At 64.7% G+C, this 16,947-nt stretch carries 14 protein-coding genes; 1 reads left to right on the top strand and 13 read right to left on the bottom strand.

All coding sequences use genetic code 11. From position 1 onward, the window contains the following. Window positions 1-12: 12 nt before the first annotated feature. From HDG39_RS04050 to HDG39_RS04010, 9 genes are all read right to left on the bottom strand, one after another. On the bottom strand, window positions 13-963 hold the full coding sequence (locus tag HDG39_RS04050; protein WP_184003463.1) for a sugar kinase: 951 nt from the start codon (window positions 961-963) through the stop codon (window positions 13-15). Between the two features lie 3 nt (window positions 964-966). Beyond that, window positions 967-2,361: a 30S ribosomal protein S12 methylthiotransferase RimO gene (gene rimO, locus HDG39_RS04045; RefSeq protein ID WP_184003461.1), complete on the bottom strand. Its 1,395-nt coding sequence runs from the start codon at window positions 2,359-2,361 to the stop codon at window positions 967-969. Between the two features lie 81 nt (window positions 2,362-2,442). Beyond that, a complete protein-coding gene (locus tag HDG39_RS04040; protein WP_184003459.1) occupies window positions 2,443-3,489 on the bottom strand; it encodes a tRNA dihydrouridine synthase in 1,047 nt (348 codons plus the stop codon). A 434-nt stretch (window positions 3,490-3,923) separates the two neighbouring features. Further along, window positions 3,924-4,541, bottom strand: a complete 618-nt coding sequence (phaR, locus tag HDG39_RS04035) for a polyhydroxyalkanoate synthesis repressor PhaR (protein WP_018418115.1) — start codon at window positions 4,539-4,541, stop codon at window positions 3,924-3,926. Window positions 4,542-4,678: 137 nt separating this feature from the next. After that, window positions 4,679-5,419: a 3-ketoacyl-ACP reductase gene (locus HDG39_RS04030; protein ID WP_184003457.1), complete on the bottom strand. Its 741-nt coding sequence runs from the start codon at window positions 5,417-5,419 to the stop codon at window positions 4,679-4,681. Between the two features lie 227 nt (window positions 5,420-5,646). Further along, on the bottom strand, window positions 5,647-6,828 hold the full coding sequence (locus HDG39_RS04025) for an acetyl-CoA C-acetyltransferase (protein ID WP_018418117.1): 1,182 nt from the start codon (window positions 6,826-6,828) through the stop codon (window positions 5,647-5,649). A gap of 194 nt (window positions 6,829-7,022) precedes the next feature. Beyond that, window positions 7,023-8,837, bottom strand: coding sequence for a class I poly(R)-hydroxyalkanoic acid synthase (gene phaC, locus HDG39_RS04020; protein WP_184003455.1), 1,815 nt, complete (start codon window positions 8,835-8,837; stop codon window positions 7,023-7,025). A 604-nt stretch (window positions 8,838-9,441) separates the two neighbouring features. Then, entirely contained in the window at window positions 9,442-10,305 is an 864-nt protein-coding gene (gene pgeF / locus HDG39_RS04015; RefSeq protein ID WP_184003453.1) for a peptidoglycan editing factor PgeF, read from the bottom strand. Beyond that, window positions 10,302-11,552 (bottom strand): RluA family pseudouridine synthase, encoded by a 1,251-nt coding sequence (locus HDG39_RS04010; protein WP_184003451.1) that lies wholly within the window; start codon window positions 11,550-11,552, stop codon window positions 10,302-10,304. The genes pgeF and HDG39_RS04010 overlap by 4 nt, the downstream gene beginning before the upstream one ends. Before the next feature lie 38 nt (window positions 11,553-11,590). Here HDG39_RS04010 and HDG39_RS04005 point away from each other — a divergent pair, with 38 nt between their 5' ends. Next, window positions 11,591-12,451, top strand: a complete 861-nt coding sequence (locus HDG39_RS04005; protein ID WP_184003449.1) for an outer membrane protein assembly factor BamD — start codon at window positions 11,591-11,593, stop codon at window positions 12,449-12,451. Between the two features lie 93 nt (window positions 12,452-12,544). Here the strand turns inward: HDG39_RS04005 and rlmD are convergent, their stop codons facing one another. The 4 genes from rlmD to HDG39_RS03985 form a co-directional block, all read right to left on the bottom strand. After that, window positions 12,545-13,975, bottom strand: a complete 1,431-nt coding sequence (rlmD, locus tag HDG39_RS04000) for a 23S rRNA (uracil(1939)-C(5))-methyltransferase RlmD (protein ID WP_184003447.1) — start codon at window positions 13,973-13,975, stop codon at window positions 12,545-12,547. 137 nt (window positions 13,976-14,112) lie between these two features. Next, window positions 14,113-14,889, bottom strand: coding sequence for a 3'-5' exonuclease (locus tag HDG39_RS03995; RefSeq protein ID WP_184003445.1), 777 nt, complete (start codon window positions 14,887-14,889; stop codon window positions 14,113-14,115). A 4-nt stretch (window positions 14,890-14,893) separates the two neighbouring features. Then, on the bottom strand, window positions 14,894-15,982 hold the full coding sequence (gene rpoS / locus HDG39_RS03990) for an RNA polymerase sigma factor RpoS (RefSeq protein WP_018418126.1): 1,089 nt from the start codon (window positions 15,980-15,982) through the stop codon (window positions 14,894-14,896). A gap of 11 nt (window positions 15,983-15,993) precedes the next feature. Further along, window positions 15,994-16,944: a peptidoglycan DD-metalloendopeptidase family protein gene (locus HDG39_RS03985; RefSeq protein ID WP_184003443.1), complete on the bottom strand. Its 951-nt coding sequence runs from the start codon at window positions 16,942-16,944 to the stop codon at window positions 15,994-15,996. Window positions 16,945-16,947: the final 3 nt, after the last annotated feature.

Below are 16,947 nucleotides of genomic sequence, written 5' to 3'. Positions count from 1 at the left end.
CTTACGTGATATCTACCCCGCCAGCAGCCGCTCGACGGTCTCGCGCGACGGAATCGGCGCGACCGCGCCATAACCTTGCGTGGACAGCGCGGCGGCAACGTTCGCGTAGCGCGCGGCGGCAAATGGATCATCGCCCGCGACGATGCGCGCGACGAATGCGCCGCCGAAACAGTCGCCGGCGCCGGTTGCATCGACCGCATCGACGACGTGACCCGGCACGACGCGTCGCTCGTTAGGTGTCGCGATATACGAGCCGTCCTTGCCGAGCTTCAGCGCGACCACGCCCGGTCCGTGCGACAGCAGAAAATCGACGATCTCGTCACGGCCGGTCAGCCCCGTCAGTTCGGTGACGTCGTCCCAGCTCGGCAGGCAGATGTCGGTCTGGCGGATCGCCTCGAGCATCACCGCGCGCGCCCGCGCGAGCGGCCACAGCTTAAGACGCAGATTGGTGTCGAAGCTCACGCGCGCGCCGTTCGCGCGCGCATGCGCGATCGCTTCGAGCGCGGCGTCGCAGGCGCTCACGCTGATCGCGAGACTGATGCCGGACAGATGGACGACCTTCGCCGCCGCGAGCGCGTCGCGCGGCAGATCGGCGGGTGCATAGCGGCTCGCCGCCGAGCCCGCGCGCAGATAGTCGAACGCGTGGCCGTTGGGGCCGTGAGACACGAAGTAGACGCCGGTCGAGGCCTGCGGATCGACGCGCACGAACGACGTGTCGACCTGCTCGCGCTCCCACAGATCGACCAGCAGGCGTCCGAAATGATCGGCGCCGACTGCCGACACGAAACCGGTCCTCGCACCCTGGCGCGCGGCCGCGATGCAGAAGTTCGACGTGTCGCCGCCGAAGCCTTGCAGATAGTTCGGCTGGTCCTTCGCCGACTGGTTGAATTCGATCATCGCCTCGCCGAGCGCGAGGATGTCCGGTGTTTGAGCTTCAGGCCGTGCGGCCGCGCTGTGCGTCATCGCCTAGACCTCACCCCACAAATCGTGGCCGTCCGCGCCGGTGATCTTCACCGACACGAAATCGCCGACCTTGTAGCGCTTCGACGCCTTGGCGGACGGCGCGATATAGACGACGCCGTCGATCTCCGGCGCATCCGCCGCGGTGCGGCCGATGCCGCCGTCCGCGTTGATTTCGTCGACGAGCACCTTCAGCGTCTTGCCGACCTTCCTCGCGATGCGCTTGGCCGACACCTGTTCGGCCACTTCCATGAAGCGCGCGCGACGTTCCTCACGCACTTCGTCGGGCAGCGCGCCGTCGAGTTCATTCGCGCTCGCGCCTTCGACTGGCGAATACGCGAAACAGCCGACGCGATCGAGCTCCGCCTCGCGGATGAAGTCGAGCAGCGTCTCGAACTGCTCTTCGGTCTCGCCCGGAAAGCCGGCGATGAACGTGCTGCGAATCGTCAGATCGGGGCAGATCTCGCGCCAGGCCTTGACGCGCTCCATCACCTTCTCGGCGTTGGCCGGGCGCTTCATGCGCTTCAGCACTTCGGGATGCGCGTGCTGGAACGGCACGTCGAGATACGGCAGCACGTGGCCCTTGTACGGACCCGCGGCCATCATCGGAATCACTTCGTCGACGCTCGGATACGGATACACGTAATGCAGGCGCACCCACGCGCCGTATTGCGCGGCAAGTTCGCCGAGCGCGGCGACCAGATCCGTCATGCGCGTCTTGATCGGCTTGCCGTTCCAGAAACCGGTGCGGTATTTGACGTCGACGCCATATGCGCTCGTGTCCTGCGAGATCACGAGCAGTTCCTTCACGCCGGACTTGAAAAGGTTCTCCGCTTCGAGCATCACTTCCGCGACCGGGCGCGACACCAGATCGCCGCGCATCGACGGGATGATGCAGAACGTGCAGCGGTGATTGCAGCCTTCGGAAATCTTCAGGTACGCGTAGTGGCGCGGCGTGAGCTTGACGCCCGCGGCGGGCACCAGATCGACGAACGGATCGTGCGGCTTCGGCAGATGGCTGTGCACCGCCTGCATCACCTCGCCGAGTGCGTGCGGGCCGGTCACCGCGAGCACCTTCGGATGCACTTCCTCGATCAGCCCCGAGCCACTCGCACTCTTCTTCGCGCCGAGGCAACCGGTGACGATCACCTTGCCGTTTTCATTGAGCGCTTCGCCGATCGCGTCGAGGCTTTCCTGCACGGCTTCGTCGATGAAGCCGCAGGTGTTGACGACCACGAGGTCCGCGCCGTCATAGGTGCCGGAGATTTCGTAGCCTTCGGCGCGCAGCTGGGTGATGATCTGCTCGGAGTCGACGAGGGCCTTGGGACAGCCGAGAGAGACGAAGCCGACTTTCGGCGTGGCGCCCGGTACGGCCGGAGCGTTCGAGGGGGTGGAAGACATGGGGAACCGCTTGAAGACGTTAAACCGTGAATTGTAGCGGTTCGCCACTGCCACCGCTCGTAAGTCTTTGAATTCTAGTCTTCAAACGGGGATGGGTTCGGCAGGACCGGGTTGATCCAGCTCGCTATTTTCTTCGTCGCTGGAAACGTGCTGACGCGTCGGCGCCGACGCGGCTCCGGCCGCCAGCGCCTGGCCGATTACCGTAAGAATTTCGTCAGAGTCCTGCACTCGCCGGATCGCCGCATGCAGTTCGGCGGCTTGCGGCCAGGTCCGCTGCAGGTAGCTGAGCCACTTCTTGACGCGGCCGTGCTCATGGGTCAGCGTGCCATGCGCCCGCAGCTTGTTCATGTAGCCGACGATCGAACCCAGCACCTGCTGCCATTCGTCGGCAGACGGACACGGGTCGATGAGGCCGCGGATTCGCTGCGCGAGGAACGGATCCGACACGGCGCCGCGCCCGATCATCACGTCCGCGCAGCCGCTGACCGAGCGGCAACGCTGCCAGTCCGCCACCGTCCAGACTTCGCCGTTCGCGATGACTGGCACGTCGACGGCGTCGTCGATGCGCGCGATCCACTCCCAGTGCGCAGGCGGCCGATAGCGGTCGTCGCGCGTGCGCGCATGCACGACGAGCGAGGCCGCGCCGCCGTCCGCGAGCGCCTGCGCGCATTCGATCGCCCGCGACGTGTCGGACACGCCGAGGCGCATTTTTGCCGTCACCGCGATATCGGCAGGCACCGCGGCGCGCACGGCCGAGACGATCTGGTTCAGCAACTTCGGGTTCGCGAGCAGCATCGCGCCGCCGCCGTGCTGATTGACGACCTTGGCGGGACAGCCGAAGTTCAGGTCGATACCGTAGGGCGACAGCATGGCCGCGTACGCGGCATTGCGTGCCATCCACTCGGGATCGCTGCCGAGCAGTTGGATCACCATCGGCGTGCCGCTGGCGGTCACGCTCGCGTGCAGGATTTCGGGCGCCTCGCGCTCGTAGACGCGCGTCGGCAGCAGCGAGCCTGTGATGCGGATGAACTCGGACACGCAGCCGTCGAAAGCGCCCGCGCTCGTCAGCACGTCGCGCAGCACATAGTCCGCAAGCCCTTCCATCGGGGCGAGAAACAGCCGACTCATGAGCGGTGTGGGTGAACGGCGGGTCAGAGCAGAATGATCCGCGCGGCCTTCGCAACGGAAGACGCTGACGCGATCAGGAAAACGGTCTGAAACATGGGATGGGTCCAGCGGAAGAAAAACGGTAACGGCGCAAGCAGCGATGTGCCGGCAGTGGACGCAACGGTCATTGAACCGCAGCCGGAATCCGTTCCGACGGAAAAGCGTCCCCACGCGCGGGCCGCCATTGTAGCGCGTCGGCGGCTTCGCACTCCCGCGAGCCATGCAGGAGGATCGGCGACGGAGGCTGAATGTCAACGGTACGCCGACGACCGGTCGCTGGCCCAGCCCGTACTCGAGGCGCGCGATCTCGTTGCGGCAATGAAGGTCGGCTTCGCGTCCACAGGCAACCCCAAAGCCCTCGTCGACCGGAGCAGACCTCGCCGCCATTCACTCCTTCACTTCTTCTCCGTCTCCGGATTGTCCTGCGGCGTGGCCGGCGCATTGCTCGCATTGTTCGCATTGACCGCGCCGCCCGGCGTAAACGGGAACGTGGCGAACATGGTCTTCGCCTGATTCTGCATCTGCTCCTGCATCTGCACGAACATGTTCTTCGATTGCTCGATGTAGCTGGTCATCATGCCCTGCATCATGGGCGCCTGCATGTTCATGAACTGCGACCAGACTTCGGGGTTCATCGCCTTGCCTTCATAGAGATTCTTCGACTGGTCGGCAAGCTTCGCCTGAATGTCGATGAAGGCCTGGATGTTCTTTTCCAGATACGTGCCCATCATGCCCTGCATCGCATGACCGTAGAACCGGATGATCTGCGACAGCATCGACGACGAGAACATCGGCAGGCCGCCGCTCTCTTCTTCAAGAATGATCTGCAGCAGGATCGAGCGCGTCAGGTCCTCGTTGCTTTTGGCATCGATCACCTTGAAATCTTCCTGATCGAGCACGAGTTGCTTCACATCAGTCAGCGTGATGTAGGTACTCGTCTCGGTGTCGTAGAGCCGACGATTCGGATATTTCTTGATCAGTCGTTCGGCCGTTTTCTTTGTAGTAGTAGTCATGTAACGCCTTTAAGCTCGAGTTAAGCAAACGCGGAAACGGCGTCCGGGCTGTGCAACGGGATCCATTGCGCAGCCGGGACGCCGGCGAAACCATCTGAGCCGAAGCGCGCCGCCTTCCGGTCCGGCGCGCCGATGGCTCAGCCCATATGCAAGCCGCCGTTCAGCGAAAAATCGGCGCCCGTGGCGAAGCCCGATTCTTCCGACGCAAGCCACGCGACGATCGAGCCGATTTCGCCCGGCTGACCGAGGCGGCGCACCGGAATCGTCGCGACGATTTTTTCCAGCACGTCCGGGCGGATCGCCTTGACCATGTCGGTGCCGATGTAGCCCGGCGACACGGTGTTGACCGTCACGCCCTTGGTCGCGACTTCCTGCGCGAGTGACATCGTAAAGCCATGAATGCCGGCCTTCGCGGTCGAATAATTGGTCTGGCCGAACTGGCCCTTCTGGCCGTTCACCGACGAAATGTTGATCACCCGGCCAAAGCCACGCTCGACCATGCCGTCGATCACCTGCTTGGTGACGTTGAACAGGCTGGTCAGATTGGTGTCGATCACCGCCGTCCAGTCTTCGTGCGTCATCTTGCGGAACACGACGTCGCGCGTGATGCCGGCATTGTTGACCAGCACGTCGATCTCGCCGACTTCGGCCTTGACCTTGTCGAATGCGTCCTTGGTCGATTGCCAGTCACCGACGTTACCCTCGGAGGCGACGAAGTCGTAGCCGAGTACCTTCTGCTCGTCGAGCCACTTCGCACGGCGCGGCGAATTCGGGCCGCAGCCGGCGATCACCCTGAAGCCTTCCTTGTGCAGACGCTGGCAGATGCTGGTGCCGATGCCGCCCATGCCGCCCGTTACGTACGCAATTCGCTGTGTCATAAACCACACTCCGTTATCGTTGTCGAGGCGCCTGCCGGCGGCCTCGTGCCTCGCCTGATGCTGGTTCGCGTTGCCGCCGGGCGACCGTCTGGCAACGCGCACTGTCGACACGAGTCGCCTGTTGCAACGCGCCGCACCGCCAGTTGGCGTGCGGCGCGGCCAGATGCCTGTGCCGGCGAAGACCGCGCGCGACCGGTCGCGAATGCGCGCGGCGTACCCAGCGTACTTTAAACGCGCTCGACCGCCAGCGCGACACCCATGCCGCCGCCGATACACAGTGACGCCAGACCCTTCTTCGCATCGCGCTTCTGCATTTCGTGCAGCAGCGTGACGAGAATCCGGCAACCGGACGCGCCGATCGGGTGGCCGATCGCGATCGCGCCGCCGTTCACGTTGATCTTCGACGTGTCCCAGCCCATCTGCTTGTGCACGGCGAGCGCCTGCGCGGCGAACGCTTCGTTGACTTCCATCAGGTCGAGGTCGGCCGGCGTCCAGCCCGCGCGCTCGAGGCAACGGCGCGAAGCCGGTACCGGGCCCATACCCATCACCTTCGGATCGACACCCGCGTTCGCGTATGCCTTGATGCGCGCGAGCGGCGTGAGGCCGAGCGCTTCCGCTTTTTTCAGCGACATCACGAGCACCGCGGCTGCGCCGTCGTTCAGACCCGATGCGTTGGCCGCCGTGACCGTGCCTTCCTTCGAGAACGCCGGCTTCAGGCTCGCGAGCGATTCGGCCGTCACGCCATGACGCACGAATTCGTCGGTGGCGAAGCGCAGCGGCTCGCCCTTGCGCTGCGGAATCTCGACCGGCACGATTTCGTCGTTGAAGCGCCCCGCCTTCTGCGCGGCTTCGGCCTTGTTCTGCGACAGCGCCGCGAACGCGTCCTGCTGCTCGCGCGTGATGCCGTGTTCTTTCGCGACGTTCTCGGCCGTCACGCCCATGTGGTACTGGTTGTAGACGTCCCACAGGCCGTCGACGATCATCGAGTCGATCAGCTTCGCGTCGCCCATGCGGAAACCGTCGCGCGAACCCGGCAGCACGTGCGGCGCGGCGCTCATGTTTTCCTGGCCGCCTGCCACGACGATGTCCGCGTCACCGGCGATGATCGCGTTGGCCGCGAGCATCACGGCCTTCAGACCTGAGCCGCAGACCTTGTTGATCGTCATGCCCGGCACGGCCGACGGCAAACCCGCCTTGATCAGCGCCTGACGCGCGGGGTTCTGACCGGAGCCCGCCGTCAGCACCTGGCCCAGAATAACTTCACTCACCTGTTCCGGCTTCACGCCTGCCCGTTCGAGCACGGCGCGCACCGCGAGCGCGCCGAGTTCAGGTGCGGCAATCTTCGCCAGCGACCCACCAAACTTGCCCACTGCAGTACGAGCGGCCGATACGATCACAACATCAGTCATTTCCATATCCTCCGGGCATCCCGGCCAACCGCGCCGCAGCCCGTTACGTTAAAAATTGCGTTGCAACTTGCGTTGCTCTCACGCCTTCATCAACCAGACGCTCATTCACCTGCCAAACACCTATGCACCGGCCGACTGCGCGCTATGCCGACGTCGACAGCAATGTCGTAAGCGCATCGAGCCTGTGCGTGAACCTACTCCCGTTGCCGCACGTAGCGGCCCGGCGCCGGCTCGATGACCGGGAATTCGTCGGAGCCCAAATTGGCGCGCGGCTTCACTTTCTTGCCGCCGTACTGATCGAGCCAGTCGGTCCATTCCGGCCACCAGCTGCCGGGTACTTCGGTCGCCGCGTCGAACCATTCGTCCGCGCTTTCGGGCAGCGTCTTCGCGTCGGTATCGAGCTTCCAGAAGCTGCGCTTCTTCTTCGCGGGCGGATTGATCACGCCGGCGATATGGCCCGACGCGCCGAGCACGAACTTCAGCGGCCCGGTGAGCAGAGGCGCCGACGCATACGCGGTTTGCCACGGCACGATATGGTCTTCGCGTGATCCGTAAATGAAGGTCGGCACGTCGATCTTCGAGAGATCGATCGGCTCGCCGCAGGTGGTCAGCGCACCGGGCTCGCGCAGCTTGTTCTCGAGATACGTGTTGCGCAGATACCAGACGTACATCGGCCCTGGCAGACTGGTCGAGTCGCTGTTCCAGTACAGCAGGTCGAACGGTACCGGCGTGCGGCCCTTCAGGTAACTGTCGACGACGTAGTTCCATACGAGGTCGTTCGGGCGCAGGAACGAGAACGTGTTCGCGAACTCGACGCCGCGCATCAGTCCCGGCGGCGCGCCGTTCTTGCCGCCGATGCTCTGCTCGCGCATCTGCACGTGCGCCTCGTCGACGAACACGTCGAGCACGCCCGTGTCGGAGAAGTCGAGCATCGCGGTGAGCAGTGTCATTGACGCGGCCGGATGTTCGCCGCGCGCCGCAGCCACCGCGAGCGCGGTGGCGAGCATCGTGCCGCCGACGCAAAAGCCGAGCGTATTGATCTGCTCGCGGCCGCTGATCTTGCGCACGGTGTCGATCGAGGTGAGCACACCCTCGCCGATATAGTCGTCCCACGTCTTGTGCGCGATGGACTGATCCGCGTTGCGCCACGAAATCAGGAACACCTGATGGCCCGAATCAAGCCCGTGCGCGACGAGTGAGTTTTCGGGCTGCAGGTCGAGAATGTAGTACTTGTTGATGCACGGCGGCACGATCAGGAGCGGCCGCTCGCGCACGGTCGCCGTGCGCGGCTTGTACTGGATCAGCTGCAGCAGATCGTTCTCGAACACGACCGAGCCTTCGGTGTTCGCGAGGTTCTCGCCGACCGCAAAACGCGATTCGTCGGTTTGGGAAATCTTGCCGCGCTGCATGTCGGCGAGCAGGTTCATCACGCCCTGGCGCAAGCTCTCGCCTTTGCTGTCGAGCAGCGTTTTCTGCGCTTCGGGATTCAGCGCGAAGAAGTTGCTCGGCGAGGCCGCCGCGGTCCACTGCTGGACCGCGAAGCGAATGCGTTCGCGGGTTTTCGGCTGGGTGTCGAGCGCGTCGACCAGCTGCTGCAGATAGCGCGCGTTCAGCAGATACCACGCGGCGGTGAACGCGTAGGCGGGCGCCGCGCTCCAGGCGTCCGCGCTAAAGCGCCGGTCCTTGAGCTCGGGCGCCTTGATCGCCGACGTGGTGGCCTGCTGGATCAGCTCCATCGCCTCGCGCGAATAGTCGGTCTGCAGCTTCTGCAAACGCTCGGGCGGAATCGCGGCGGTGGGAATGCTCAGCCCCGGCAACGACGGCAACGCACCGGCGGCCAGCTTGCTGAAGTCGGGCATGCCGGGAAACGCCGGTATTTGCGGGAAGCCCGCCGTTATCTGCGCGAAGTCCGGTATCTGCGGCATTGAGGGCATCTGAAATGACGTGCCATTGGGCTGCGCGCCGAACGAACGCCAGGCGTTCATCCAGGCGTCGAGAAATTGCTGCATGCCTGCGGCTGACGATGCGCCGCTAGTACCGGCCTGCTGCGTCTGCTCCTTCGAGGAGTCGGTGCTGGGGGAAGCTGAGGAATGAGATGCTGCCATACCTGCTTTTGACCGGTAAGTCCTTGCGGACGGGTTGAGAGGCAGCTCCGTGCGCACGTGGCGATTGCTCGCGACTTCGTCACGCCCTGTCCCATGAACGACGAGGAGCTTGGGAGGAACATTCTTGCTCCCCATCACAAGGCATGTCAATGCTTGCTCCCGATTTTGCCGCAGTGCGATAGTTTTTTAATTATCGTTTTCCCTGTATGGCAAATCGCGCTTTAACGAATCAAATGATGCCTGCCGGGGTAAATCAAAAAACTCCTACGGCGCATGGCACTTAAGCATATTTATTCGTTCGCTCGCCCACACAGCCGGCGGGCGATTCGCGCTATCGGCGGGCCTTCCGGCAGCGCAACAAAAGATGCGTGTGAAGGCCGGCCAACGGGCCCTCAGCGACGGGCCGGCAGTGGGATTCGCGATTAACGAACCGGCGCGCATTCACGCGAAATAAAACAACCGTTCGATTCTAAAAGTATGACAAGATGCGCCCGCGCGCCATCCCGAATTAATCGGCAATTGATTGCGCCTGGTCGTCGATCCAGATCAACGCGGCCATGCGTCCGGTCTCGCGATCACGGCGATACGAATAAAAACGCTCGCGCAACGTGACCGTGCACAGATCGCCGCCGCTGATGCGCGTAAGGCCGAGCCGCTGCAGCCGCAGGCGCGCCAGCGCCGGCAGATCGGCGAGATATTTGCCGGCATTCCCGGGATGCGCGACGAACGCCTTCGCGGTCGCGTCGAGTTGTGCATCGTCGGCAACGGTCATGAAGGCGTCACGCACGTCTGCGCCGACTTCGAATGCGGTGGGCCCGATCGACGGTCCGAGGTACGCATGCAGCTCGCTCGCGCGCACATCCGCCAGCGCCGCGACCCGCGCGGCAGTCTGCTCGACGATGCCCGCCGCGAGTCCGCGCCACCCGGCATGCGCGGCGCCGACCGCGCGCCCCGCTTCGTCGCACAACAGCACCGGCATGCAATCGGCGACCATGACGACGCACGCGATGCCCGCGCGATCGGTGACGCTCGCGTCGGCGCGCGCCGGCGCACCATGCTCGCGCGCGCGCGCGATCGCATCCTCGGCGCGGACGACGCCGGCGCCATGGATCTGCTCGAGCCACGCGGCCTCGCGAACACCGGTAAGCGCGACGAGCCGTGCGCGATTGCGCGCGACCGCGGCGGGATCGTCGCCGGTCTTCATGCCCAGATTCAGCCCGCCGGGCTGGGCGGCGCCGTCGCGCCAGCGGCCGAACGGCGCGTCGCTGACGCCGCCGTCGCGGGTGGTCACGAGCGCGCGCACGCGCGGCGACACGTTCCATGCGGGTTGCACGACGTCGGCAAAACCCAGCTCCGGCAGATTGGTGCTCATGCGTGATCGTCCTCGTCGTGGTCGCTGTCTTCATCGTACGCGCCGTTGTCGAACGACGCATCGTAGTCCTCGTCCTCGCCATACGCATCGTCGAACTCGCCCGCGTCGTCGCGACCCAGACCGAGCGCGGCCGACAACGCCTCGATGTCGGCCGGCAGGTCGGCGCGCCACTGCATCGAGCGGCCGGTCTTCGGATGAATCAGGCCGAGCCGCCACGCGTGCAGCGCCTGGCGCGCGAAGCCGTCTGGCAGCGGCGTGACCGAGCGCTTGCCGCGCGCGCGTCCGTACACGGGATCGCCGAGCAACGGATGACCGATGTGCGCGCAATGCACGCGAATCTGATGCGTGCGCCCCGTCTCCAGATCGCAGTGAATCGCCGTGACCGGCTGACGCTGCCAGATCGCCGAGGACACGCGCCGGAAATGCGTGCGCGCCGGCTTGCCGGCCGCGCCCGTCACCACGGCCATGCGCGTGCGCTCGCGCGGATCGCGGCCGATCGGCGCGTCGATCGTGCCTTCGTCGGGCAGGTTGCCCCACACGAGCGCGAGGTAGCGGCGCTTGACCGTGCGCGCCTGCAACTGGCGCACGAGGTCGGTCTGCGCCTCGAGCGTGCGCGCGACCACCATCAGCCCCGAGGTCTCCTTGTCGAGCCGATGCACGATGCCCGCACGCGGCAGACCCGCCGCGGACTCGCCATAGCGGTAGAGCAGCCCGTTCAGCACGGTGCCGCTCCAGTTGCCAGCCGCCGGATGCACGACCATGCCGGCCGGCTTGTTGATGACGACGAGCGTGTCGTCCTCGTAGACGATGTCGAGCGGCACCGGCTCGGGCGTGAAGGCGAGCTGCTCGGGCAGCAGATCGGGCACGAGCTCGATCGTCGCGCCAAGCGGCACCGGCTGGCGGATCTTCGCCGCCTTGCCGTCGACGCGCACCCGCTGCGCCTCGATCCAGCTTTGCAGACGGCTGCGCGAGAACTCCGGGAATACTTTGGCCAGCACCTTGTCGAGGCGCTCGCCGGCCAGTTCGTCGGGTACCACGACGCTGCGCGGCGCTTCGTCGGCCGCGCGCACGGGCACGGGTGCCGCCGCGGCCGCAGAGCCTTGCGGGCTGCTTGCGGCGAGCGCGTCGCTGGAGAAATCGTCGTCGAAGGGATCGACGCCCAACGCGTCGGCCAGGTCGGCGCTTACGCTATAATCTTCGTTGCTATTCCCGGCGCCTGCGGCGCCTGGAGTATTTGAGCGGGTCATTGAATCTGGGTCACCTGGACGTAAAGCTAGACTGGAAAATGCGAGCCTTGAACACCATCACTGAAGCGGCGATCAATTTGGCGGCCATCAAGAAGGCGGCCCGGAAAGTGGCCGGATACATTGCGTGCGCCGCGGCCGTCGTCGCTGTTGCGGCTTGCCACGGCCTGCCGGAGAAGACCGACGAAACGGCAGCGTGGAACAACAACAAATTATATACGGAGGCGAACGACGCCCTGACCGGTGGCGACTGGGGCAAGTGCGCGAAGTATTTCGAGCTGCTCGAGGGCCGCGACCCGTTCGGCCACTTCGCCCAGCAGGCGCAGATCAACGTTGCGTACTGCAACTGGAAAGACAACGAAAACGCCGCCGCCGACCAGGCCATCGACCGCTTCATCCAGCTGCACCCGGATCATCCGGACATCGCCTACGCGTATTACCTGAAGGGCATGATCCACTTCAACGACGACCTCGGTCTGTTCGGCCGCTTCTCGGGCCAGGATATGAGCGAGCGCGATCCGAAGTCGCTGCGCGAGTCGTATGACGCGTTCAAGGTCGTGGTGGACCGCTTCCCGAACAGCAAGTACGCGCCGGACGCCGCCCAGCGCATGCGCTACATCGTGAATGCGCTCGCATCGCACGAAGTTCACGCCGCGGACTACTACTATCGCCGCGGCGCCTATGTCGCCGCGATCAACCGTGCGCAGCTCGCATTGCGCGAGTACAAGAACGCGCCGGCCATCGAAGACGCGCTGCACATCATGATCCTGTCGTACGAGAAGCTGAACAACCAGCAACTCGCCGACGACACTCGTCGCGTGCTGGCCGGCACCTTCCCCGACAGCCCGTATGTGACCGGCCGCGCACGGCCCGGCACGGCGAAGTCGTGGTGGCAGTTCTGACGCCTCACGCGCCGACGGCACACTGACCTTCGTCTGAAAACGAAAACGCCACGACCTCGGTCGTGGCGTTTTCGTTTATGCGCGCCGCGAGACTCAATCGCGCTCGAACAGCGCAATCGATTCCACGTGCGACGTATGCGGGAACATATTGACGACGCCCGCGCCCACCAGCCGATAGCCGGCCTCATGCACGAGCAGCCCGGCATCGCGCGCGAGCGTGGCCGGCGCGCACGACACATAGACGATGCGCTTCGGCAGCGGCCCGTTGCCGCTCTGCGCGATCTCCGCGAGCGCCTTCGCGATCGCGAGCGCGCCTTCGCGCGGCGGATCGACGAGGAACTTGTCGAACTGGCCGAGCGCGCGCAAGTCGTCGGCGGTGACTTCGAACAGGTTGCGGCACGCGAACGACGTGTGCCCGGCGACACCATTCAGCTCCGCATTCGCGAGCGCGCGCTGGGTCAGCACTTCGCTACCCTCGATGCCGACCACTTCCCGCGAGATTCGCGCGAGCGGCAGCGTGAAGTTGCCGATCCCGCAGAACAGGTCGAGCACGCGGTCGGTGCGTGCCGGCGCCAGCAGGCGCAACGCGCGGCTCACCAGCACGCGGTTGATCGCGTGATTGACCTGGGTGAAATCAGTCGGCTTGAACGGCATACGGATGCCGTATTCGGGCAGCGTGTAGTCGAGCTGCACGTCGAGAGGATAAAGCGGCGTGACCGTGTCGGGACCTCCCGGCTGGATCCAGAACTGCACCTTGTGCTCGTCCGCGAACTCGCGCAGCACCTGCTCGTCCCCGGCCGTCAGCGGTTCGAGGTTGCGCACGACGAGCGCCGTGACCGACGAGCCGACCGCGAGCTCGAGCTGCGGCATGCGGTCGTAGATAGACAGCTTGCGGACCATGAAACGCAGCGGCATCAGCATCGCCGACACATGCGGCGGCAGCACCTCGCAGGTCTTCATGTCGGCGATATAGCTGCTCTTTTTCTCGTGAAAGCCGATGCGCATGCCGCCGCGCTCCGGCAGGTAGCGCACCGCGAGCCGCGCGCGATAGCGATAACCCCAGGACGGTCCGTCAATCGGCCGGAACACCGTTTCGGGGCGCAGCTTCGCCAGATGCTGCAGGTTGTCCTCGAGCACGCGCTGCTTGACCGCCACCTGCGCGCGCATGTCGAGATGCTGCATCGAGCAGCCGCCGCAGATGTTGAAGTACGTGCATTTCGGCGTCGTGCGGATCACGCTTTCGCGGAATACCTGGACGACTTCGGCCTGCTCGAATTTCGGCTTGCTGCGATGCGTCGAATAACTGACGAGTTCACCCGGCAGCGCACCTTCGACGAACACGACCTTGCCTGGCGTACCGTCTTCGCTCGTGGTGCGGCCTACGCCGCGCGCTTCCATATCGAGCGAAACGATTTCGATGAGCGGTTCGTTGCCAGTAATGACGGGCGCCGGCGCCGGGGCGTGCGCTCTGGCATGCTTCGATGAGCGCCGCGGCGAGCGACGTTGGGGGGCAGTTCGGGACACCTGCGGACTTCCTGACAAACGATGGGGGAAAGGCGAGATTGTAGACGAAGCGCCGGGCCTGCCTGCGATGCGGTGCGGACCACACGTGGAGCGAGTGCGGATCGCGGCCCCTCGGCGGAGGCTCTGCTCGCGCGCGCTTACTGCTCGAACGCCGCCAGATACTCGGCCCACTGCGGTGCGCTTTCCAGCGCGAGTGCGTTCTTCACGAGGTTGATCTCGTCAGCATACTCCGACGGCGAAAAGCCACCGCGCATCAGTTGGAAGCGGCAATACAGCAGGTACGTATTGACGACGTCGGTCTCGCAGTAATTGCGGATTTCCTCGATGCGCCCTTGCTGGAACGCCTGCCACACCTGACTGCCGTCCATGCCCATCTTGCCCGGAAAGCCGCACATCTTCGCGAGCGCGTCGAGCGGCGCGTTCGCGCGCGCCTGGTACATCGCGAGCACGTCCATCAGATCGGTGTGTCGCGCGTGGTAGCGGCTGATGTAATTGTTCCACTTGAAGTCGCGGTCGTCCTCGCCGAGATCCCAGAACCGGTAGGCGGGGATGCCGTTGACGAGCGCGCGGTAGTTGAGCACCGGCAGATCGAAACCGCCGCCGTTCCACGACACAAGTTGCGGCGTGTACTTTTCGATCACGCGATAGAACGACTGCACGAGCGTCGCCTCGCCGTCCTCGGGCGTACCGAGCGAGCGCACGCGAAAACCGTTGTCGTCACGGAACACGCAGGAAATCGCCGCGACCCGCTGGAGGTGATGCGGCAGAAAATCGCTGCCAGTTTTTTCGCGGCGTGCGGCGAACGCGTGCCCGGCGACGTCGGCGTCGCTCATCGACGCGGGCAAATCTTCAAGCCGGCGGATGCCGGCGACATCGGGAATCGTCTCGATGTCGAAAACAAGAATCGGTGTCATCAGGTCAGAGAACGGCGTCTTTGCGGACACCGTTTGAGGCGAAGAAGCGCTTCAGTCGCACCAGCGCTTCCTGTTGGATCTGGCGCACACGCTCGCGCGTGAGGCCCATTTCGTCGGCCAGCTCCTCGAGCGTGGCGGGCTCGATGTGATTCAGACCGAAGCGCCGCTCGATCACATGGCGGTGCTTGTCCGACAAACGCGCGAGCCATGCGCGTGTCAGTGTTTCGAGCTCGCGATGCTGCACTTCGGCGTCTGGCGACTGGCTCTGGTCGTCCGACAGCAGATCGAGCAGGCTGCTCGCCGGATCGAGATCGAGCGGCGCATCGAGCGATGCGGTGTGCTCGTTCAGCGCGAGGATGTCGGTGACTTCGTCGGTGGTCTTGCCGGTCAGATAAGCGATGTCGTCGATGCTCGCGTCGCGGCGCTCGGCCGCCTCCCCCGAATTCATTGAGTTCTTTTCCAGATGGCGCTTCGCGCGCAACACCTGGTTGAGCTCACGAATCACATGCACGGGCAATCGCACCGTACGCGCCTGGTTCATGATCGCGCGCTCGATGCTCTGGCGGATCCACCACGTCGCGTAGGTTGAGAAACGGAAGCCGCGCGTCGGATCGAATTTTTCGATTGCGTGCATGAGGCCGAGGTTGCCCTCCTCGATCAGATCGAGCAGCGGCACGCCGCGATTCAGATAACCCTTGGCAATGCTGACGACCAGCCGCAGATTGCGCTCGATCATCACCTGCCGCGCTTCGAACTCGCCGGCCTTGGCAAGGCGCGAATATTTCTGCTCTTCCTCGACGGTGAGCAACGGCTTCACGCTGATGCGATTCAGATAATGCTGGATCGTGTCGGCCGTGAGTTCGGCCTGCAGCAGTGCGCGGAAATCGTCGGCGTCGGGCGGCGCCTCGCCGGTGGTTTCGCGCGCGTCAGCGCTCTCGCTGTCGTCGAGGCCGCTCTGGCGTTCGTCGAGATCGCGCTCCTCCGCGACCTCTTCTTCCACTTCCGAAGCGCCGCTTTCGTCCACTGCGGCAGACGTGACTTCGCTGATCGTCTCAGACTCGGCTTGCGGCGGGCGGCGCTTCGATTTCGGCATGGTCGTATCGCTTATTGCGAGGGCAAATACTTCAGTGGGTCGACTGGTTTACCCTGTCGGCGAACTTCGAAATGCAACATCACACGGTCGGAATCGCTATTGCCCATCTCTGCGATCTTCTGCCCTTTCGTAACCGCGTCCCCCTCTTTTACCATCAAAGCGCGGTTGTGTGCATACGCAGTGAGATAAGTTGCATCATGCTTGATGATAATGAGATTGCCGTAACCACGCAGCCCATTTCCGGCATAGACGACGCGACCATCGGCTGACGCTTTAACCGGCTCGCCCGCGGAGCCGCCGATATTGACGCCCTTGTTGGTCGAGTCGTTGAACGTGTTGAGCAGCGGACCGCGCACCGGCCATGCAAATGCTACGTTGCCCGCCGCTGCGCTGCCGATGTCGGCGCTCGCCGCAGAGGGATTGGCCGGAGGCGCAGCTACCGCACCATTCGCGAGCGTACCGGTCGTCGCGCCGCCGTAAAGCGGCGGCATCGCGGCGCCGACCGCGGCCGGCGCGTTGTTGTTCAGCGGTGCGCTTTGGACCGCGCCCGTGCTGCCGATCGGCGCGGTCGACACGCCCGGCGTCATGGCCGCGGTATTCGCGCCCGGCGGCACGACGCGCAGCAGCTGGTCGACTTCGATCTGATTCGGGTTGGTCAGGTTGTTCCACGTCGAGATGTCGCGGTAATTCTGGCCGTTTTCGAGCGCAATGCGGTACAGCGTATCGCCCGGCTTCACGCGATAGTAGCCCGGCGGCGGCGGGCCGAGCGGCACCGCCGGTTGCGCCGCGCCCTGCGCGGTGGCGAGCGTGCCGCCGCCGGAGCGATCGACGACGGGCGCCTGGTCGAGCCGGGATGCACAGGCCGTCATCAACAGGGACAAGGCGAGCACGCACACGCTGCGCTGGGTTACGGTCAGGGGGGTATTCGGGGTGGTTCTCTGCATCGCGCGCAACATACTCATCGG

It is taken from the genome of Paraburkholderia lebeckiae, from assembly GCF_014201005.1.
Lineage (GTDB): Bacteria > Pseudomonadota > Gammaproteobacteria > Burkholderiales > Burkholderiaceae > Paraburkholderia > Paraburkholderia tuberum.
Note: the sequence above shows the minus strand (reverse complement) of the source record. Positions and strands in the feature narration are given on the sequence as shown.